This window comes from Candidatus Poriferisocius sp., assembly GCF_965219775.1.
Taxonomy (GTDB): Bacteria; Actinomycetota; Acidimicrobiia; order Acidimicrobiales; family Bin134; genus Poriferisocius.
Genome location: NZ_OZ244793.1, coordinates 1,563,996 through 1,583,298, shown reverse-complemented (window position 1 = coordinate 1,583,298; position 19,303 = coordinate 1,563,996). Strand labels below are relative to the sequence as shown.

Below are 19,303 nucleotides of genomic sequence, written 5' to 3'. Positions count from 1 at the left end.
CTATGGATGACGTCATGAGAGCGGTTCGGTGTGTGGACGGGCGGGCGACGGTGGCTGAGGTTCCGGTTCCTGTTGGTGAGGGGGTGCGGATCAAGACGGCGTCGGCGGGGGTTTGTGGTTCTGATCTGCACATGATGGAGTTGGGTTTTCTCGGCCCCTTCACGGTGGGCCATGAGTTCGCCGGTTGGTTGGACGACGGTCGTCCGGTGGCGGTGGAGCCGATCCGGGGGTGCGGGGCGTGTGGGCTGTGCCGGGCGGGGCATTACAACCGGTGTCCGGCCACCGTGGGTGAGGTGGCCGGGGTTTCCCGTGACGGTGGGATGGCCGATGAGGTGCTCATGTGGCCCGAGGCGGTGGTGCCGTTGCCTGCGGGGGTGGATGCCCGGGACGCTTGTTTGGTGGAGCCGTTGGCCATTGCCGTTCACGGCTTCGCCATGGTGGGGCTGCGGGGTGATCTGCGGGTGGCGGTGATCGGGGGCGGCACCATTGGTCAGACCGCGTTGGCGGTGGCGGCGTTGGCCGGTTGCGAGGTGGGGTTGGTGGCCCGTCACGATGCCCAGAAGGAGGCGGGGGCCCGGCTGGGGGCGGTGCCGATGACCGAGGAGCCTTACGACGTCGTGGTGGAGGCGGCGGGCACCACCTCGGCGTTGGCCGATGCTGCCCGGGTGTGTCGGCCCGGCGGCACCATTTTGGTGCTCGGCACGTACTGGGAGGGGATGGAGTTGCCCGGTATGGATTTGTCCATGAAGGAGATCACGGTGGTGCCGTCGTCCATGTACGGGCGCAGCGGTGCCGGTCGGGACTTCGACCTGGCCGCCGCCGCGTTGGCCCGGCTGCCTGATTTGCCCGACGCCATCATCACCCATCGCTTCCCCCTCGACGCTTGTGCCGACGCCTTCGCCACCGCCGCCGACCGCTCCTCCGGCGCCATCAAAGTCGTCCTCGAACCCTGAAGGGGTTGAAGTTAGGGTCGGGGTGATGGGGGGAGACGCGGTGGCTGGGAGTTCTGGGGGGATTAGTGGGGATGAGGTGGTGGCGTTGTTGGGGTTGGTGCCGTTGCCGGAGGAGGGGGGGATGTGGCGGGAGGTGTGGCGGGACGAGCACAGTACCGCCATCTACTTCCTGGTTCGGCCCGGCGACTTTTCGGCCATGCACCGGTTGGACGGTCCGGAGATGTGGCATCACTACGCGGGGGCGGCGGTGGAGATGTTGTTGTTGGGCCCGGACGGGTCGGTGGCCAGGCCGGTGTTGGGGGATGACTTGGCGGCGGGGGAGCGGCCGTGTGTGCCGGTTCCTGCGGAAACCTGGATGGGGGCTGCCACTCGGGGGGAGTGGTCGCTGGTGGGGACGACCATGGCGCCGCCGTATCACCACGACGGGTTCGAGTTGGGCGACGGCGACCGGCTGGCCGCCCAATACCCGTCGGCAGCCGCCGACATCACCCGGCTGGTGCGGTAGTGACGGGGGTAGCGGCGACGCCTGTGTGTTTCTGTGCTCCGACCTGGCCCGGTGGATCACCGGGGTCGACCTGGTGGTGGGCCCCGAGTTCTTTGATCCCCTTCCGGACGAGGAACTCGATGCGTGGGAAGGCTCGTGACCGGGCTGTTGCTCGACACCCACGCCCTTCTTTGGTGCTGGTCAGATGACCCGGCGCTGTCGCCGTCGGCTCGGGAGGCGGTCTCCGATACACAAACCGTGGTCTACGTGAGCGCGGCGAGCGCCTGGGCAATTGCCTCCAAGGTCCGATTGGGCCGCCTCCCGGAGTTCGTGGGTGCTCTCCTGCGATTCCACGAGTTGATCGCAGCGGGGGCGATGCGGCACCTTGCCGTCACCTACATGCACGGGCTGCGGGCCGGCCGGTATCCGGCGAAGCACCGGGATCCCTTCGACCGAATGCTGGCAGCCCAAGCAGAACTGGAATCGCACTTATTGGTTACCAGAGACGCGGCCTTTCAAGAGTTCCCCGTGCAGACTTTGTGGTGATGGGTGAGGACGGGGGTGGTGGAGGAGCCCTTCGACAATGGGCGGGGTAGGGTCGGAGTGTGATGGGGGATGTTGGGGGGCCGGGGTGGGCGGTGGGGTTGGTGGGGACGGGGGTTATCGGGGCGGGGTGGGCGGTGCGGGTGCTGGCTCGGGGGTACGACGTGGTGGCGTGGGATCCCGGCGAAGGGGCAGAGCGCAGGTTGCGGGAGGCGGTGGAGCGGGCGTGGCCCGCGGCCACCGAGTTGGGATTGTTCCCGGGGGCCGATCCGGGGCGGCTGGCCTGGGCCGACTCCCCGGAGGCAGTGGCGGCCGCCGCCGATTGGGTGCAGGAGAGCGCCCCCGAGGACGAGGCCCTCAAGCGGGCTCTGCTGCGGCGAGTGGCCGACGCCGCGCCCCCGGAAACGGTGATCGCCAGCAGCTCGTCGGGGCTGTTGCCCACCCGCTTGGCCGAGGGGTGCCGCCACCCGGAGCGGGTGCTCATCGGCCACCCGTTCAACCCGGTGTACCTGCTCCCGCTGGTGGAGGTGGTGGCCGGGGAGGCCACCGACCCCGACGTGGTGGCCGCCGCAGTGGCGCACTACGACGATCTGGTCATGCACCCGCTGGTGGTGCGCACCGAGATCGCCGGTTATCTCTCCGACCGCCTCCAAGAAGCCCTGTGGCGGGAGGTGCTGCATCTGGTGAACGACGGGGTGGCCACCACCGCGGAGCTGGACGACGCCATTGTGTACGGACCAGGGCTTCGTTGGGCGGCCATGGGCACGAACCTCACCTTTCACCTGGCCGGCGGCGACGGGGGGATGCGCCACATGCTGCGCCAATTCGGCCCTGCGCTGAAACTCCCGTGGACGCACATGGAGGCCCCCGAGCTCACCGCGGAGCTGATCGAGGCGATGGCCTCGGGCTGCGAGGACCAGGCGGCCGGGCGAACGGTGGCCGAGCTGGAGCGCCGGCGGGATGAGAGCCTGATCGCGGTGATGCGAGCCCTCGGCGCCACCGGGATCGGGGCGGGAGAGCTGGTCACGCAACGAGAGGCCCGCATCCGGGCGGCGACCCAAGGGGCCGACGCCACCGACTGACCTGGCGGCAGAGTTGGATCAGGTGCCGACGGCGGCTTTGTCCCGGAGGCGGTACTCCGGGACGAGCACGGCCAGGATCACGGCCAGCGCAGCCATGGGGACGGTCCACCAGTAGAGGTCGGCGATGGCCCGGGCGAACGACTCCACGATGCCCGCCCGTACCTCGGTGGGCTCGATGGCGTCGATGCGGGTGGGCACGGCCACCAGCGCGTCGATGTCCAGTCGGTCGCTGCCCGGCACCAGCCGGAACAGGTAGTGGTCGAGGCGGGCGGTGAAAATCACTCCGAGCACGGCGGCCCCGAACGTCTGGCCCAGGGAGCGGAAGAAGTTGGACGCCGAGGTGGCCGCCCCCAGATCGCCGTGGGGAACGATGTTCTGTACCGCCACCAGCAGCACCTGCATGATGCCGCCCACCCCGCAGCCCACGGTGAACAGGTAGGCCATGGCGGTCCACGTGGTGGTCTGGGCGTCCATGGTGGACAGCAGCCAGCACCCGGCGGTGAGCACGCAGGCCCCGGCGATGGGAACCGCCTTGTAGCGGCCGGTGCGGGTGAGGATCTGCCCGCTGCCCACCGAGGTGATCAGCATTCCCATGGTCATGGGCACCAGCAACAGCCCCGACCGGGTGGCGTTCACGTTGGTCACCACCTGGAGGAACAGCGGTCCGAAGATGCCCGCCCCGAGCATGGCCGCCCCGGTGATGAACTGGAGCACGCTGGAGATGTTGAACAGCCGCAACCGGAACAACCGGGGCGGGAGCACCGCCTCGGCGGTACGCCGCTGATGCACGATGAACAGCCCCAGCCCGACCCCGCCCACGGCCAGCAGGCCGAGCGACGGGAACGACACCCAGGCCCAGGAGTCGCCCCCCAGCTCGAGGGCCAAGATGATGGCGATCACCCACACCACAAGCAGCCCGGCGCCGGTGTAGTCCACCGCGCCGCGGCGGCGGGTGAAGGCCAGCTCCAGGTGGGTGACCGACATGACCAGGGCGATCACCCCCAGGGGCAGCACCATGAAGAACACCCACCGCCAGTGGGCGTAGTCCACCAGCAGACCCCCGACCAGGGGCCCGAGGATGGTGGCCAGCGCGAAGATCCCGCCCATGTACCCCTGGTAGCGGCCCCGCTCCCGGGGAGAGATCACGTCGGCCAGGATGGCCATGGACAACGAGAACAGCCCGCCCGCGCCCAGACCCTGGATGGCCCGGACCACGACCAGCGAGGTCATGGTCGACGACACGCCGGCGGCCACCGAGCCCACCATGAAGATGACGATGGCGGCTTGGTAGAGGCCCTTGCGGCCCCACAGGTCGGACAGTTTTCCCCACAGCGGGGTGGAGGCGGTGGAGGCGATGAAGTAGGAGGTGAACACCCAGGTGTAGAGGTCGCGTCCTCCCAGGTCACCGATGATGGTGGGCAGCGCGGTGGAGACCACCGTACCCTCGACGGCGGCCATGATCTGGGCTAGCATCAGGGTCAGGATGATGACCAAGACCTGGCGTTTCGGCAGGCCGGTCACCTCCGAGGATGGACTATCTCGATTGGAGATAGTTTTATCGAAACTATTCATATCGGATATCGTGACGAGCGCTATTCGAGCGTCTAACTTTTTGTAGAGAGAGTACGCGGGGTAGTGGGCTTTCGCCTGGTATCCTGGCTGCTGTAGCACAAGCTAAACGAAGAGGAGCCCCCGGACTCGAACGGGAGGCAATGGGTGGAGATGGCAATGGAGCCTCGTCCTTGGTGGATGGAAAACGCGAATTGCAAGGGGAAGAGCGAACTGTTCTTCCCCCCGGCCGGCGAGCGCCCGTCGGCCCGTGAGCGTCGGGAGAATGCAGCCCGGCGCATCTGCGGTGAGTGCGTGGTGATTCGGGCGTGCCGAAACTGGGCTCGCGACCAGCGCGAACTCGGTTTCTGGGGCGGCGAGTCGGAGATCGAACGGGCCGAGGCGGGCTTTGCTCCCTCAACCCCGGTCATCGGTCTGCGCCGTCACCGCACCGAGCGGGAATCGGCCTGAGCAAACCGCACTGAATGGGCGCCCCCTCCCGAGGGCGCCTTCGGGCATTCGTGGTCGGCGTCGGCGTGGTCAACGCAGGTGGCGCCGGATGAACTCGACGATGGCCTCGGTGCCCTCGACCGCCTCGGGGTAGTTGGGATACATGATCTGAAAGTCGTGGATCATCCCCGGCCAAATCCGGTGGTCCACCTCCACGCCCGCCCCCTCCAGCAGGGCGGCAAATTCCGTGGCGTCGTCGAGCAGCACCTCGTGGTCTCCGGCGTGGACCAGCATGGGGGGCATGCCCTCCCAGGAGCCGAACAGCGGGGAGGCCAACGGATCCCGAGGATCGTGGCCGTCGAGGTACCAGCGGGCCGCGGTCACGGCGTCGTCATGACCGAACATCACGTCGAGGTGGTCGCGCTCGGTGTGGCTGGCCGACGAGTTGGTGAGATCGACCCACGGTGACAGGCACACCCCGGCGCCGGGCAGCGGCCACTGTCTCCGGTCGGCGCCGAGCAACACCGAGCCCACCAGGCCGCCGCCCGCGGAGTCGCCGATGAAGGCGATGCGGTCGGGTTGGATGCCGGTGTCCAGCATCCAGCGGTAGGCGGTCAGGGAATCGTCGAGGGCGGCGGGGAAGGGGTGCTCGGGGGCCAAGCGGTAGTCGATCAACAGCACCCGGGCGGGGATCAGTGCGGCCAGGTGGGAGGCGAAGCCCTGGTGGGAGATGATGGAGCCCACCCGGAAGCCGCCCCCGTGGAAGAACAACAGGGCGGACAATTCCTCGGGTTGGGGGGCTTGGGGTTGCAACCAGGCGGCGGCGGGAACGCCGGGTACGTCGACCGATTGCTTGACGACCCCGTCGGCCAGCGGTGTGCCCGAGGCGTTGGCGTCGAGGCGGGCTCGGCGTTCGGCGGGGGACTCGGACGGGTCGGGCGGGGGGGCGGCCGCCAGCATGGATCGGACCGCTTCGAATTCTGGGCTCGCCATGCCCGGAGGATATCGGCTGGTCGGCGGTCGACCGGACACCGGGTGCCGGTGGCCGACTCTCCGGCACCGGTTCTTGGGCCGGTGGGGGCGTCGGACATTCCGGCCCAGGTTCTTGGGCCGGTGTGGGCGGGGTTAGCCTGGGCGGGCGATGACCGGCGACCGTCGACTGCTCACCATCCATGCCCACCCCGACGACGAGTCCTCCAAGGGCTCGGCCACGGTGGCCATGTACGCCGACCAGGGTGTGGCGGCCAGTTTGGTGTGCTGTACCGGCGGGGAGGCGGGCGACATCTTGAACCCGGCCATGGACCGCCCCGAGGTGCGGGAGAACATGGACCAGGTCCGCCGGGATGAGCTGGCCGAGGCCGCCGACGTGCTCGGTTACCACCGGGTCCACTGGCTGGGCTACCGGGACTCGGGAATGCCCGACAGCGAGGCCAATGCCCATCCCGACTGCTTTGCCCAGGCCCCCCTGGACGAGGCGGTGGAGAGGTTGGTGGCCTTCATCCGCCAGGAGCGTCCCCAGGTGGTGGTAACCTACGGCGAGGATCAGCAGGGGTACCGCCATCCCGACCATCTGCGGGTGGCCGAGATCAGCGGCCCGGCCTTTGACGCCGCGGGCGACCCCGAGGCCTATCCCGATGCCGGCCGGGCGTGGCAGCCGCTCAAGATGTACTACGTGACCTGGTCACGCCGACGGATCAGCGCCCTGCACGCCAAGTTCGGGGAACTGGACCTGGAGTCGCCCTACGACGAGCGTTGGTTCAGCCGTCCGTCCAACGACGACGCCATCACCACCCGCATCAACTGTGCCGCCTACTTCGATCGCCGCTCCAAGGCGTTGCTGGCCCACCGGACCCAGGTGGACCCCGACTCCAAGTTCTGGTTCGGCCTGCCCGACCACCACATGGCCGAGGCCTATCCGTGGGAGGACTACGTGCTGGCCCGCAGCCTGGTGGACACCGACCTGCCCGAGACCGACCTGTTCGCCGGTCTGGAGGCCAGTTGACGAATCACGCTCGGTACCTCAGCGAAGCGTGGTTCGGGTTGAACCTGGCGGCGGCGTCGGGGTGGCCGGAGCGGCCGGGGGTGGACTGCACGGCCAACGTGGAGGTGACCGGGGCGCCGGAGGGCAAGGTGCGCTACCACCTGGTGATCCGCGACGGCCGCCTGGTGGAGATGGCCTTGGGGAAGCTGTCCGAGGCCGACGTTGCCATGGTGTACAAGTACGCCGACGCCCGCGACGAGGTGGCCGAGGGCAGCCATCCCGACCTGGCCTACATGACGGGCCGCATGAAGCTGGAGGGCGACTACGCGAGGTGGGTGTTCGGCCTGCGGGAGCTGCTGGATTCCGCCGAGTACGCCGACTTTCGGGCGGCGGCGGCCGAGTTCACGGAATTCTAGGAATCCTCCTCAGGCCCCGGCGCCGTCGCGCTGAGCCTCGCGGAGGTCGGTGTAGGTCAGCATCGTGACCCCGGAGCGCTGGATGACCCCGGCCAGAGCGGCATCGTGGGCCACCAGCAGATACTGCTCCACCCGGCTGAGCCAGCCGGGATCCATCTCCCGCAGCTCGGGGGTGTCGATGGCCGGGGAGATCACGATCTCGGTCACCCCTGGTGCCAGGTCGGCCACGGCTTGCTCCAACGTGTGCCGGGCCGGGCGACCCCGAAGGTGGACCACGTGGTCGGGGGCCAGGACCCCGGCTTCCTCGGCCAAACGCCGAAACGGGAAGCCGGCCCGCCGCTCCTGGTCGGCGCCCCCCAGGCGGACGGGCAGGGCCATCTCGGTGGCCAACTCCAGGTAGACGTCGAAGAACTCGGGGCGCAACAGCAGGGTGTCCAGGTGGGGGCACAGATGGGTGAGATCGCTGCCCCATTGGCCGGCCCGCTCGATCTGGGCCCGGCACTCCCGGTGGACCTCGTCGAGATCGCTGTGTTCCCAGGCGTCGGCCGGGGTGCGGGGGAAGCCGCCGTCGCCGTCGAGCAGGGAGGGGGCTTGGGTGATGGGTGCCCAGCGGTAGTTGTCGAATTCGGCGTTGAGGGTGAGGTCGACCCCCACCGGGGTTTGGGCGAAGCGCCGGGCTGCGTCGCGGGCCCAGGGACAGGGGACCATGAGGCTGGCGGCGGTGGCCACGCCGATGTCGAGGCACTCGGCGATGGCCGCGTTGGCGGCGTGGGACTGGCCCAGGTTGTCGCAGGTGATGATGAGGCCGCGACCGTCGGGGGCGCCGCCCAATCGTTCCAGAAGCTCGCTCACAGGTAGGGCCAAACTATCGCCCGCGGCGGTGGGGAGGTCACTGGATCACCACGTCGGCCGAGCCGCAGGCGGTCCACAGGCCGAGCCCCCGGTCGCGGGCGGCGGCCTCGGCGGAGCGGAAGGCGGCGGCGTGGATGGTGTTGGGTTCGATCGACAGGGCCTCGGCGTAGCCCTGGGCGGCGATCTCGAGGTTGACGAACAGCCCGTCGTCGGTGCGGTGGAGGTAGGCCAGCAACCGTCCGTAGCGGTCGCGGGCCTCGGTGTCGCGGGTGAGGCTCACGGCGGTACCGGCGGGCAGCAGCGATCGGGTGAAGGCGCTGGCTTCCTCGCCGTAGCACTCCTCCGGCAGGAAACCGCCGGGGGTCTCGGGGGTGTCGATGCCGATGAGGCGCACGTGCTCGGTGTGGTCGGCCACCCGTACCACCACGGTGTCGCCGTCGATGACCTCGACCACGGTGGCGATCCCGTTGCCGCCCACCTCCCCGTTGCCGCCCGCCTCCCCGGCGTCGGGGCCGGATGGGGATCCACAGCCGACGGTGATGAGCAACCCGACGAGCAGCAGCCCGGCCCGCCGTCGGCCCCGCTTTCGGCCCCGGCGGGGCCGGGGGGTGGATGGCCGGGGGAGCACGGGGCTCAAGCGGCGCGGGGAACGGGGCCGGCCGGAGTGCGGTTGGCGGGGGCCGGGGCCGGCTTGGGGGCGGCGGGGGAGTGGCGCTGGAGCACGGCGCGGGCCTGGGCCAAGCCCCGGCGGCCGATCTCGATGGTGCGCTCGTCGATGCGCCAGTCGGGTGGGGTTTCGAGGAGGGTGAGTTGTTGCTTCATGTCACCAGTATCTCGGGGGTGGTGACGGTTTGTGGGGGGAGGGGGTGGGGGCGGCCTTCAGGGAGTGGGGCTGTCGCTGGTCATGCTGCGGTAGACCTCCAGCAGGGCCGCCTTTTGCTCGTCGGAGAGGTTGGCGTCGGCCCGAATGGACGAGGCGGTGTCGGAGCCGTTGGAAGGGCCGGTGCCGTTGACGTCGTCAATGCCCGCGGCTTGGGCCAAGAGGGTCTCGGCCGACAGATTCAGGGCCTTGGCCAGGGACTTGATGACCCGCACCGAGGGCTGGTGCATACCCCGTTCGAGTTGGCTGAGGTAGGGGTTGGAGACTTGGGCCAGGTCGGAGAGTTCCCGCAGGGTGAGCTGGGCCAGTTTGCGCTGGCTGCGCAGGTAGCTTCCGAAGGCCTCGATGGCGGTGTTGTCCATGGGGGCGCCTCAGCCGTACTCGTAGAATCCCCGGCCCGTTTTGCGCCCGAGATGGCCGGCGGCCACCATGCGCCGCAGCAGGGGCGGGGGGGCGTTGTGGGAGCCCTTGAACTCTTCGTAGAGAACGTCGGCCACCGCCTCCACGGTGTCCAGCCCGATGAGGTCGCACAGCGACAGCGGGCCCATGGGGTGGCCGCAGCCGTGCATCATGCCGCTGTCGATGTCGGCTGCGCTCACCTTGCCCTCGTCGAACATGCGGATGGCGTCGAGCAGGTAGGGCACCAGCAGGCGATTGACCACGAAACCGGCCCGGTCCCGACAGCGGATGACCTGCTTGCCCAGAACCTCCACCACGAAATGGTCGGCCCGTTCCATGGTCTCGGGGGCGGTGCCCAGCGATCGCACCAACTCCACCAGGGGCTGGACCGGGGCGGGATTGAAGAAGTGCATGCCCAGCACCATGTCGGAACGGCTGGTGATGGAGCCGAGCGTGATGATGGGGATGGACGAGGTGTTGGTGGCCATGATGGCGGTGGGGCTCATCACCTTGTCCATGGCCCGGAAGACCGAGAGTTTCTCCTCCAGGGACTCGATGACCGCTTCGATGGCCAGGTCGCGGTCGGCCAGGTCGCCCAGGTCGGTGCTGAAGCTGATGGAGTCCAGGGCCAGGTCTCGGGTGTCGGCGGCCAGCTTGTTGCGGGACACGGCCTTGTTCAGGGACTGCTCGATCTTGGCTCGGGCGTTGTTGACGGCGGCGTGGTCCACCTCGATGACCAGGGTGTCGAGCCCGGCCCGGGCACACACTTCGGCGATGCCCGATCCCATCGTGCCCCCGCCCACCACGCCGATTCGATGGATCGGCGACGAGGGCGTCGCGGGTTCTTGGCTCAGCAGCTCGGTGCTCATTGCGTCCCTCCCGTCCGCCCTTGGTGGCGGCCCCTTGGAGTTGTTCACAATAGTTCGCAAGTGGGAGGAATATGAAACGGGGCCGGTCATTGACCGGCCCCGTTGACGGAGAAGAGCGGAGGGGGGAATCAGCTCTTCTTGCCGACTGGCTCGTTCGCACTCGAACCGTTGGTGCCGACGGCGGCCAACAGGTTCTGGGCGAACTCCTTTTGGGTGTTGAGCAGGGCCTCGGCGAACCCGAAGCTGACGTCCATCAGCTCCTTGGGGTCGGGCAGGGCGTCGAGGCCGGGAATGGCCTCGGTCTTCATGCTCTCGGGGGTGATGTTGCCCACCGTGTCGGTCCAGGTGCGGACACCTTCAACAATGGCCGTCTGGCCAACCTTGAGTGCGCTGAGCACCTGCTCCTGCACGGCTTCGGTGATTTCTTTGGCATCGGTCATGTTGCAAACTATACCTAGCAAACGCTTGGCGGGCAACTCATGGGCCGGATTTCTTTGGGATAATTCCCGGCGGCTCCGGCGCGGCGGTCGGAGTCTCAGGCGGCCAGGGAGTCGCCGGGGCGCATCTTCACGTAGAGGCCGGGGGCGTCGTCGGCGGGCGGGAAGTCATCGCTGCCGAGGTGCGGGGGGGCGTCCACCTTCTTGCCCGCACGCTCGCCGATCCAGCGGGCCCAGTCCTCCCACCAGGTGTCCTGGTGCTGCTCGGCGCCCTCCAACCATTGGTCGGGCTCCTCGGCGATGTGGTCGTTGGTCCAGTGGCGGGCCTTGGGGCCGGGAGGATTGACGATGCCGGCAATGTGCCCCGAGGTGCTGAGCACGAACCGGTTGTGGCCCCCCAGCAGGGTGGCGGTGCGGTAGGCGGCCGTCCACGGCACGATGTGGTCGTCGATGGCCGACAGCACGTAGCAGTCCTGGGTGATGTGGCCGGGGATCACCGGAGTGCCGTCGATCTCGAAGGCGTTGTGGGCGAACTGGTTCTGGAGGTAGCACCGCCGCAGGTAGCTGCTGTGCATGCGGGCGGGCATGCGGGTGCTGTCGTTGTTCCAGGCCAACAGGTCGAACGCCGGGGGGTCCTCCCCCAGGAGCCAGTTGTTCACCACGTATTGGAAGATCAAGTCGTTGGCCCGGATGGCGTCGAAGGTGCGGGCCATCTCGCTGGCCTCCAGGTAGCCCTGGTCGGCCATCTTGCGCTCCAGGCCGGCCACGGTGGGCTCGTCGGTGAACGCCCCCAGCACGCCGGGGTCGGAGAAGTCGGTGAGGGTGTTCAAGAAGGTGGCGGTGCCGACGGGCTGGTCGTCGATGGCCGCTCCGTAGGCCATGGCGATGGCGGTGAGCGTGCCCCCCAGGCAGACGTTCACCGTGTTGACCTTGGGCCGCCCGGTGATCTCCCGCACCACCCGGAGGGCGTCGAGGGGCCCCTGGTGCAGGTAGTCCTCGAAAGTGGTGTTGCGCATCGACTCGTCGGGGTTGCGGTAGCTGATGGCAAAGCAGGTGTGACCGTGTTGTACCGCCCACTCGATGAGGCTCTTTTGGGGGGCCAAATCCATGATGTAGTACTTGTTGATCCACGGCGGGCAGAACAGCAGCGGGGTTTCGTAGACCTGCTCGGTTTGGGGTTGGTACTGGATCAGCTCGATGAGGTTGCTGCGGTACACCACCTGGCCGGGGGTCATGGCCATGTTCAGGCCGGGCTCGAATCCCGAGTCGTCCACTTTGGACGGCCAGCCGTCGTTGTGCTGCACGTCGCGGAGGAAGTTGGCCGTCCCCTTGACCACGCTGGCCCCGCCGGTGGCCACCGCGGTGGACAGGGCGTCGGGGTTGGTGATGAGCAGGTTGGTGGGGGCCAGGGCGTCGAAGGCGAAGGAGGCGGCGAAGGTGGCCTTGCGGTGCTCGGCCTCGTTCAGGTTGGCGGCGTCGATGATGTCGTCGACCAGTTTCCGGGACAGGAGGTACGTCTGCTGGAGGCCGAAGAAGTAGGGGTTGTCGCGCCATTGCTGGTTGGTCCAGCGGTGGTCCTTGGGCTCGGGGGCCACGGGGGGCGGGGCGTCGGGATCGGCGGTGTTGGCCGCTTTGGCCATGGTGGCCGCCCCCACTCTCATGGCGGTGGCCCCCGCCTTGAGCAGGGCCGAGGTCACCCCCACCGGGTTGGTGGCCGCCCGCAGGCCGGTGTGGACCAGCGTGCGGGCGAAGTGTGCGGGATCGACGGAGTCGAGAATGTGGTCGCTCACGGTTGGGAAGGATATCAAGCAAGGATGCTCGATCCGTCACCCGGCGGCGGGTAGAGCGGCCGCCGCCGGCGGGTGGTGGTGGGTCGGGGTTCCGGAGGGTCGTAGAGTGACGCCATGGCGCAACGACGTGACGGGATGACCGTGCCCTTGTTCGGCCCGCTGGACCAGCAGGCCCAGCGCATGGCGGAGCTGGTCGAGCTGGGCTACACCGACGCATGGTCGTCGGAATCCAACGCCCACGATGCCTTCACCCCGCTGGTCCTGGCCTCGCAGTGGGCGCCCACGCTGCGGCTGGGCACGGCCATCGTGCCCGCCTACACCCGGGGGCCGGCCCTGGTGGCCCAATCGGCGGCCACCCTGGCCACGCTGGCGCCGGGGCGGTTCCTCCTGGGGGTGGGCAGCTCCTCGGACGTGATCGTGGAGCGGTGGAACTCGATCCCGTTCGACTCGCCCTACCAGCGGGTGCGTGATCTGGTGCGGTTCCTGCGGCCCGCGCTGGCGGGCGAGAAGGTGAGCGGCGAGTACGAGACGTTCTCGGTGCAGGGCTTTCGGCTGGGCTTGGTGCCCGACCAACCTCCCCCCATCCTGGTGGCCGCCCTGCGGTCGCAGATGCTGACGCTGGCGGGCCGGGAGGCCGACGGGGCCATCATCAACTGGTTGTCGGCTCACGACACCGCCCGGGTGAGCGAGATCGTTCACGCCCAAGGGCCCGACAAGGAGGTGGTGGCCCGCATCTTCGTGTGCCCCAACCCCGACCGGGACACGGTGATCGACCAGGGGCGACGGGCGGTGGCCGCCTACCTGAACGTGCCGGTGTACCGGGCGTTCCACCAGTGGTTGGGGCGGGGAGACCTGTTGGCCGAGCACTGGGAGCGGTGGGCGGCCGGGGATCGGGCGGGGTCGCTGGAGGCCATTCCCGAGCAGGTGGTGGACGACCTCATCGTCCACGGGACACCCGAGGAGTGCCGCCGCCACATCGACCGCTACTTCGACAACGGGGCCACCACCTCGTCGCTCATGGTGATGCCCCTGGGCGGCATCGACCCGTGGGAGGCGGTCCGGTCGCTGGCGCCGGGGCCTCGGTAGCCGGTCAGCGCAGCGGCCAGATCTTCTTGAACAGGCGGGCCAGCACGGCGCCCACCAGCGCGCCCACCACCACGTCGGAGGCGTGGTGGATGCGCACGTGGACCCTGCTGGCGGCCACCACCGCCGTCGCGGTCCAGAACGGCCACCGGCGGCGTCGGGGCTCCGACAAGAGGGCGGCGGCCACCACCGCGGCGCTGGCGTGGCCGCTGGGAAAGCTGCTGGTGAGCGGCTGGCGCAGACGGTGGGGATGGTCGTGCTGGACCAAGGGTCGGGAGCGGTTGAACTGGGCCTTGATCGGGCCGTTGACCAGGGCCGACTCCACGGCCAACGCCACCGACACCCGCAGGGCGTTGCGGCGTTGGCGGGGGGAGCGCGCCCCCGCCCAGGCCAGGGCGTGCCACAGAATGCTGAAGTTGCCCAGCTCGGAGGCGGTGTAGAAGATCCGGTCGGCCACGGGATTCCCCCGAAGGCGGGCGAAGAGCTGTTCGGCGGCCTCGTCGAAGGCCTCGACCGCAGCCGTGGCGTCCGGGTTGGCGTCGCTCTCGTCGCCCTGGTCGTCGGGGTTCGTGGCGTCCGGGTTGGCGTCGCTCGCGTCGCCCTGGTCGTCGGAGGCTTCGACCGCGGCGGAGGCGTCCGGGTTGGCGTCGGCCTCGTCGCCGTGGTCGTCGGGGGTGATCATTCGGCGGCGGCCCGGATGGTCTTGTAGGCCAAGCCGACCTCGTGGTTGGCGTCGTCGAGCACCAGGTAGCCGGTTTCGTCGCGGATTTGGTCGAAGTTCTCGGCCACGTCCTCGGCGGTGAGGTCGGCGTTGTAGTAGCCGACGGTGCGACCCACGAAGAACCGGGACACGGTGCCCCCGGCCGCCGAGTACACCTCGCCGGAGACCGGGCAGTCCTCATGGGCCAGAAAGCACACCGCCGGGGTGACCAACTCGGGCCGCAGGGCTTCTTTGATCTCTTGGCCGAAGATGGACTCCGTCATGCGGGTGGTGGCCATCGGGGCGATGCAGTTGGCCTTGATGTTGTACCGGGCCCCCTCCAGCGACAGGGTGTTGGCCAGGCCCACCAGGCCCATCTTGGCCGCGCTGTAGTTGGACTGTCCGAAGTTGCCCAGCACGCCCGCGTTGGAGGTGGCGAACACGATGCGGCCGTAGCCCTGCTCTCGCATTTGGCGGAAGGCGGGTCGGGTCACGTTGAAGGCACCCCGCAGATGGACGGCCAGCACGGGGTGGAGTTGGTCGTCCTCCAGCTTGTGGAAAGTCTTGTCGCGCAGGATGCCCGCGTTGTTGATCACGATGTCCACCTGGCCGAACGCTTCCATGGCGGTGGCGGTGATGGCGGCCCCGCCCTCGGAGGTGGCCACCGAGTGGGCGTCGGCCACCGCTTCGCCCCCCTGCTGGTTGATCTCGTCGGCCACGATCTGGGCCGGTCCCTCGCTGCCCCCGGTGCCGTCGGTGGCTCCGCCGAGGTCGTTCACCACCACCCGGGCGCCCCGCCGGGCCAACTCCAGGGCGTACAGCTTGCCCAGCCCGCCCCCGGCCCCGGTGACGATGGCCACCCGATTGTCGAAAGTCAATGTCATGGCCGACAGGTTAGGGCCGTGGGTTCGGGGAGCGGTAAGCGCCGGGGGAGGCGAGGTTGGTGCGGCGTCAGCGGGGCAGGGGTGGAATGTCCAGGTTCAGGGTGTGATAGTCCGAGGCGTCCTCGGTGAACAGGGCGTATTGGGTGTGGAGGCCGGTGGGCGGCTCCAGCGTGCCGGCACAAATCGAGATCGTGTCCGAACCGACCACGGTCCAGAACAGCGAGCTTCCGCACCGAACGCAGAACCCGTAGGCGACCTGCGGGTACTCCTCGGGATGATGCCACCGCAGCGCCTCATCACCGAGAATCCGGATCCGTTCACGGTCACAGCCGGTGGCCGCGATGTGGTGCCCGGTCCAGCGGCGACAGCGCACGCAATGGCAGTCCCACACCGGGCGCAGAACCCCCTGCACACGGTAGGAAACGGCGCCGCACAGGCACCGCCCCCGCATCGGAGGTTGAGGGTCGTTGCTGTCGTCCTTGGCGTTGTTTTCGCTGCGGATCTGGCTGCGAGGCTGGTTCTTGGTCATGGCTTGGCTCCTCGTTGCCGGTTCCACCCGATGTGTACCACTGCGAGGCCACAGTCAACGTCAGGGTCGGCAGGTTAGGGCTGTGGGTTCGGGGAGCGGTAAGCGCCGGGGGAGGCGAGGGTGGTGCGGCGCCAGCGTCGGGGGGTGGTGATGATGGAGCGGGGGTAGTCCTCGAACAGCCAGCGGGCGAAGTTGCGCCGGGTCCAGGGGGTGAGGCCGGCGATGCGGACCGCTCCCCGGGCGCCGGGACGCGACGCCAGGATGCGTCCGAGGCGGCGGGCCATGCGGTGGTCGGCGAACAGCTCCCGGCGCACGAACTGCCGGTATCCGGCCGTCACCCGGCGGGCGTCGGGGCCGCCTTGGGTGATGGCGTGGGCGGCGCCGATGCCGGTGAGCAGGGCCTGGGCGATGCCCTCGCCGCTCATGGGGTCGCAGGCGGCCGCCGCGTCGCCCACGAACAGGGTGCGGCGGCCGGTGAGGGTGACCCGGTCGATGCGGGCGGGGATGGGCCAGGCCCGGTGGGCGGCTTCGGGGGTGGCGTGGTGGCCGAGCACGTCCCGGATGTGGGGCCGGGCCAGCAGCTCTTGCCACAGGGATCCCATGTCGCCCACCGCCACCGGCCCGCCCCGGCGCACCCCGAAGCCCACGTTGGCCCGACCGTCGGGCAGGGGGAACGACCACACGTAGCCGGGCAGGATCTCCTCCTCGAACCACACCCACAGGGCTCCATTGGCGGGTGGCGCCACGTTGGCGAAGTACTGGCGGAAGGCGTGCCAGTCGCCCCGGTAACCCCGGTGGGTGAGCCCGAGGAAGCGACGGGTGGGCGACCACATGCCGTCGGCGGCGATGGCGTAGCGGGCCCGCAGCGGTCCGACGTCGTCCACCTCCAGCACGACGTGGTCGTCGGCCTCGGTGGCCCCCTGGCATCGGGCCCCCTCGTGCAGCACGGCGCCCTCGTGTTGGGCTTGGGCGGCGAGGCCGTTGTCGAGGTCGTCGCGCTGGACTACGGCGGCGAACTGGCCCCCCGTCCGGGGCAGGGGAAACTCGACCGTTCGCCCGGAGGGGGAGCGGATGCACACGTCTTCCACCGGCATCCACGAGGCGATGGGGGCGGGGTCCAAACCGAGAGACTCCAGCAGCCGCAGCGCCCCGGAGGTCAGGCCGTCGCCGCAGGCCTTGGGCCGGGGGAAGCGGGCCCGGTCCACCAGCACCACCCGTTGCCCGGCCCGGGCCAGGGTGATGGCCGCCGCACAGCCCGCCGGTCCGGCGCCCACGATGGCGGTGTCCCAGAGGGGGTTCACGGGCGGCTCAGGCGGCTTGGGTCGGCGAGGCCGGATCCAGGGCTTGGGGGGTGCCCGATTCGGTGTCGGGGTCCGAGGAGTCCTCGGGGTCGTCGGCGTCGTCGGTGTCGGGGTTGGGGTTGGGGTCGGCTTCGTCGTCAGGGTTGGGGTCGCCGGGGTCCGGGTCGGGGGCGGGTGGGGCCAGGGTGCAGAGGTCGGGACGCAGGTCGTCGTTGGTGTCGACCGGGGCATGGGTGTCGATGCAGTCCTCGGGCAGGACGCACTCCATGGGCAGCCCCTCGTCGTCGAGGTCGGTCTCGCCGTCGCCGTCGGCGTCAAGGGGCAGCACCGAGGAGGTGCAGCGGCCGTCGCAGTTCAGGCCCTCTCGGGGTTGGTAGAGGGCGGTCACGGAGTCCCGCAGCACGGTGCCGTCGGCGTAGGTGCGGGTGCGCTCGGTGGTCCGCAGCGTGCAGAACCGCCTCGGGGTGTCGTAGCGGTCGGTCCACTCCACCTCGGCGTAGGCGGTGGAGTACACGCTCACGGTCACGCTGGCGTCGGTGGTGGTGGGCCACAGCAGCACGGCGTAGGGGTGGGGGTTGCGGAACTTGAAGTCGGGTTTGGGCCAGGAGATGGTGGCGTCCACGCCGTCGCGGTAACGGGGGATGTCGATGCTGTGGGCCTGGTACTCGGGGAACTCCATGCCCGCGTTGAAGGTGGCGGTGAACAAGGTGGTGATGAACTGGGAGATGCCCCCGCCCACGTCGTCGTCGTACACCCCGTCGTAGATCACCCCGGCGGACACGAACCCCTTCTCCTCGGTGCGCTCCCCCACGTGCTCGTTCACCGAGAAGGTCTCACCGGGGTAGACCACCACGCCCTGGTGCAACTCGGCGATGCGTTGGATGTTGAGCACCCGGTCCTGGGCGGGCTGGAAGTGGGTGGTGAAGCGGCCGGTCAACTCGACGATGCCCCGGTTCTGGAGCCAACTCTGGTCGTTGATCTCGTCGGATTCCCGCAGCTCGAGGGTCACATCGGGCTGTTCGGTTTCGAGGGCGGTGGCGATGGTGTCGAGGGCGGTGTCCTCGCAGCAGACCAGGGCGGGGACCTCGCTGACCAGCACCGGGCGGTCGTTCGTGATCGTGAGCACCGGCTCGGAGGCCACCGTGGCCACCTCCAGGAACAGTTGGGCCAGGTCGTCCTCCAGTCGCCCGCGGTCGATGCTGTAGGAGGGGGTGCGGCCGGGGGCGGCCACGGTGAGCCAGGTGCGCAGTTGGGCCGGTTGCACCCGCTTGGTGACCTCCTCCACGGTGACCAGCAGGCCCTGGCCGGTGCGCCGGTTGAGCTCCCCGGTGATCCGGTGCAACTCGCCGTCGGCCAAATCGGGGGGCACGAGACGCACGTCGGCGGCCACGGTGAGGGGGTTCTCGCCTCGATTGGCGGCCTCCAGCAGTTGGGGGGCGGCGGCGGCCAGGTCGGCCACCTCGCCGGGCACGCCGGGGATCACCTGGAACAAGCCGTTCTCCAGCACGATGGTGGGGTCCGTGGAACGGCGGCGCAGCTCCTGCTCCAGTTCGCCGATGCGCCCGGGGTCCATCCGCAGGGTGTAGGCCGGGGTGGCCTGGGAGTCCTCGAAGAACGAGGCCGTCCACCCGAAGGGATTTCCCTGGCCGCTGTCCAGGCCCATGACGACGGCCACGGTGGCCTCCACGTCTAGGGCCAGCCCGAGGTCGGCGGCGGTGACGGTGAGGGCTCGGCTCGGGGTGGTGATCTCCACCGGGGTCTCACCGAAGCGCTCGGCCAACTCGGTTACCACCGCGGTCACGTCGTCTCGGCTCATCCCCCCGATGTCCACGCTGATGTCAGCGTTGGCGGGGCTCTCCAGCGTGAGGCCTCGGGGGGTTTTGTCGCTGTTGGCGGCCGAGTCCACCAGCCAGAACACCAGCCACACGGCCAACACGATCACCGGGGTCACCATGAGGGCCCAGACCCACGGCGGGCGGGGCGGTCGGCGCAGGCGGAGAGGGGGGTGCGGATCCATGCCGATCAGGGGATGGTAGCGGGGCCGGGGGCCGTTTCCGACGCAGGTTGGGGGTGGAGCCGCTTCGGACCTGGAACAGTGTGACGTTCAGAAGAGCTTCGGACT

The 19,303-nt window shown here is 69.4% G+C and carries 22 protein-coding genes; 8 read left to right on the top strand and 14 right to left on the bottom strand.

Going from position 1 to position 19,303, the window contains the following annotated elements; genetic code table 11:
- Positions 1-2: 2 nt before the first annotated feature.
- The 4 genes from ACOQPQ_RS07190 to ACOQPQ_RS07175 all read left to right on the top strand — a co-directional run bounded on the left by ACOQPQ_RS07190 (position 3) and on the right by ACOQPQ_RS07175 (position 3,062).
- The gene (locus ACOQPQ_RS07190) at positions 3-953 is read left to right on the top strand and encodes a zinc-dependent alcohol dehydrogenase (protein ID WP_420638760.1); all 951 of its coding nucleotides are present in this window, start codon (positions 3-5) and stop codon (positions 951-953) included.
- 79 nt (positions 954-1,032) lie between these two features.
- Positions 1,033-1,458 carry a cupin domain-containing protein gene (locus tag ACOQPQ_RS07185; protein WP_420638759.1) on the top strand — a complete coding sequence of 142 codons (426 nt, stop codon included), beginning with the start codon at positions 1,033-1,035 and terminating at the stop codon, positions 1,456-1,458.
- Positions 1,459-1,593: 135 nt separating this feature from the next.
- Positions 1,594-1,983: a type II toxin-antitoxin system VapC family toxin gene (locus tag ACOQPQ_RS07180; RefSeq protein WP_420638758.1), complete on the top strand. Its 390-nt coding sequence runs from the start codon at positions 1,594-1,596 to the stop codon at positions 1,981-1,983.
- 62 nt (positions 1,984-2,045) lie between these two features.
- A complete protein-coding gene (locus ACOQPQ_RS07175) occupies positions 2,046-3,062 on the top strand; it encodes a 3-hydroxyacyl-CoA dehydrogenase NAD-binding domain-containing protein (RefSeq protein ID WP_420638757.1) in 1,017 nt (338 codons plus the stop codon).
- 18 nt (positions 3,063-3,080) lie between these two features.
- Here ACOQPQ_RS07175 and ACOQPQ_RS07170 read toward each other — a convergent pair whose 3' ends face one another.
- Positions 3,081-4,583: an MDR family MFS transporter gene (locus tag ACOQPQ_RS07170; RefSeq protein ID WP_420638756.1), complete on the bottom strand. Its 1,503-nt coding sequence runs from the start codon at positions 4,581-4,583 to the stop codon at positions 3,081-3,083.
- Positions 4,584-4,811: 228 nt separating this feature from the next.
- Here ACOQPQ_RS07170 and ACOQPQ_RS07165 point away from each other — a divergent pair, with 228 nt between their 5' ends.
- Entirely contained in the window at positions 4,812-5,081 is a 270-nt protein-coding gene (locus ACOQPQ_RS07165; protein ID WP_420638755.1) for a WhiB family transcriptional regulator, read from the top strand.
- Between the two features lie 69 nt (positions 5,082-5,150).
- On the opposite strand, the gene ACOQPQ_RS07160 is transcribed toward ACOQPQ_RS07165, so the two are convergent.
- Positions 5,151-6,053, bottom strand: coding sequence for an alpha/beta hydrolase (locus ACOQPQ_RS07160; protein WP_420638754.1), 903 nt, complete (start codon positions 6,051-6,053; stop codon positions 5,151-5,153).
- A 148-nt stretch (positions 6,054-6,201) separates the two neighbouring features.
- On the opposite strand from ACOQPQ_RS07160, the gene mca reads away from it, so the two are divergent.
- Both mca and ACOQPQ_RS07150 read left to right on the top strand, forming a co-directional pair.
- Positions 6,202-7,062 carry a mycothiol conjugate amidase Mca gene (gene mca / locus ACOQPQ_RS07155; protein ID WP_420638753.1) on the top strand — a complete coding sequence of 287 codons (861 nt, stop codon included), beginning with the start codon at positions 6,202-6,204 and terminating at the stop codon, positions 7,060-7,062.
- Complete coding sequence (locus tag ACOQPQ_RS07150) at positions 7,059-7,457, top strand: hypothetical protein (RefSeq protein ID WP_420638752.1); 399 nt, start codon at positions 7,059-7,061, stop codon at positions 7,455-7,457. Before mca ends, ACOQPQ_RS07150 begins: the two co-directional genes overlap by 4 nt.
- Positions 7,458-7,466: 9 nt before the next feature.
- Here the strand turns inward: ACOQPQ_RS07150 and ACOQPQ_RS07145 are convergent, their stop codons facing one another.
- From ACOQPQ_RS07145 to ACOQPQ_RS07115, 7 genes are all read right to left on the bottom strand, one after another.
- The gene (locus ACOQPQ_RS07145) at positions 7,467-8,309 is read right to left on the bottom strand and encodes a ChbG/HpnK family deacetylase (protein WP_420638751.1); all 843 of its coding nucleotides are present in this window, start codon (positions 8,307-8,309) and stop codon (positions 7,467-7,469) included.
- A gap of 37 nt (positions 8,310-8,346) precedes the next feature.
- Positions 8,347-8,937 (bottom strand): thermonuclease family protein, encoded by a 591-nt coding sequence (locus ACOQPQ_RS07140; protein ID WP_420640373.1) that lies wholly within the window; start codon positions 8,935-8,937, stop codon positions 8,347-8,349.
- A 5-nt stretch (positions 8,938-8,942) separates the two neighbouring features.
- Positions 8,943-9,131, bottom strand: coding sequence for a hypothetical protein (locus tag ACOQPQ_RS07135; RefSeq protein WP_420638750.1), 189 nt, complete (start codon positions 9,129-9,131; stop codon positions 8,943-8,945).
- Positions 9,132-9,188: 57 nt separating this feature from the next.
- Complete coding sequence (locus tag ACOQPQ_RS07130) at positions 9,189-9,551, bottom strand: helix-turn-helix domain-containing protein (RefSeq protein ID WP_420638749.1); 363 nt, start codon at positions 9,549-9,551, stop codon at positions 9,189-9,191.
- Positions 9,552-9,560: 9 nt separating this feature from the next.
- Positions 9,561-10,457, bottom strand: coding sequence for a 3-hydroxybutyryl-CoA dehydrogenase (locus ACOQPQ_RS07125; protein WP_420638748.1), 897 nt, complete (start codon positions 10,455-10,457; stop codon positions 9,561-9,563).
- Between the two features lie 128 nt (positions 10,458-10,585).
- Positions 10,586-10,897, bottom strand: coding sequence for a hypothetical protein (locus tag ACOQPQ_RS07120; protein WP_420638747.1), 312 nt, complete (start codon positions 10,895-10,897; stop codon positions 10,586-10,588).
- A gap of 95 nt (positions 10,898-10,992) precedes the next feature.
- Complete coding sequence (locus ACOQPQ_RS07115) at positions 10,993-12,684, bottom strand: PHA/PHB synthase family protein (RefSeq protein WP_420638746.1); 1,692 nt, start codon at positions 12,682-12,684, stop codon at positions 10,993-10,995.
- A 114-nt stretch (positions 12,685-12,798) separates the two neighbouring features.
- Between ACOQPQ_RS07115 and ACOQPQ_RS07110 the strand changes: the two genes are divergently transcribed.
- Positions 12,799-13,770 carry an LLM class F420-dependent oxidoreductase gene (locus ACOQPQ_RS07110; RefSeq protein WP_420638745.1) on the top strand — a complete coding sequence of 324 codons (972 nt, stop codon included), beginning with the start codon at positions 12,799-12,801 and terminating at the stop codon, positions 13,768-13,770.
- 4 nt (positions 13,771-13,774) lie between these two features.
- Here the strand turns inward: ACOQPQ_RS07110 and ACOQPQ_RS07105 are convergent, their stop codons facing one another.
- From ACOQPQ_RS07105 to ACOQPQ_RS07085, 5 genes are all read right to left on the bottom strand, one after another.
- On the bottom strand, positions 13,775-14,449 hold the full coding sequence (locus tag ACOQPQ_RS07105; protein WP_420638744.1) for a phosphatase PAP2 family protein: 675 nt from the start codon (positions 14,447-14,449) through the stop codon (positions 13,775-13,777).
- Positions 14,446-15,351: an SDR family oxidoreductase gene (locus tag ACOQPQ_RS07100; RefSeq protein ID WP_420638743.1), complete on the bottom strand. Its 906-nt coding sequence runs from the start codon at positions 15,349-15,351 to the stop codon at positions 14,446-14,448. Before ACOQPQ_RS07100 ends, ACOQPQ_RS07105 begins: the two co-directional genes overlap by 4 nt.
- Before the next feature lie 67 nt (positions 15,352-15,418).
- Positions 15,419-15,880 carry a GFA family protein gene (locus ACOQPQ_RS07095; RefSeq protein WP_420638742.1) on the bottom strand — a complete coding sequence of 154 codons (462 nt, stop codon included), beginning with the start codon at positions 15,878-15,880 and terminating at the stop codon, positions 15,419-15,421.
- A gap of 74 nt (positions 15,881-15,954) precedes the next feature.
- Complete coding sequence (locus tag ACOQPQ_RS07090; RefSeq protein WP_420638741.1) at positions 15,955-17,181, bottom strand: NAD(P)/FAD-dependent oxidoreductase; 1,227 nt, start codon at positions 17,179-17,181, stop codon at positions 15,955-15,957.
- A 7-nt stretch (positions 17,182-17,188) separates the two neighbouring features.
- Entirely contained in the window at positions 17,189-19,198 is a 2,010-nt protein-coding gene (locus ACOQPQ_RS07085; protein ID WP_420638740.1) for a VanW family protein, read from the bottom strand.
- Between the last annotated feature and the right edge of the window lie 105 nt (positions 19,199-19,303).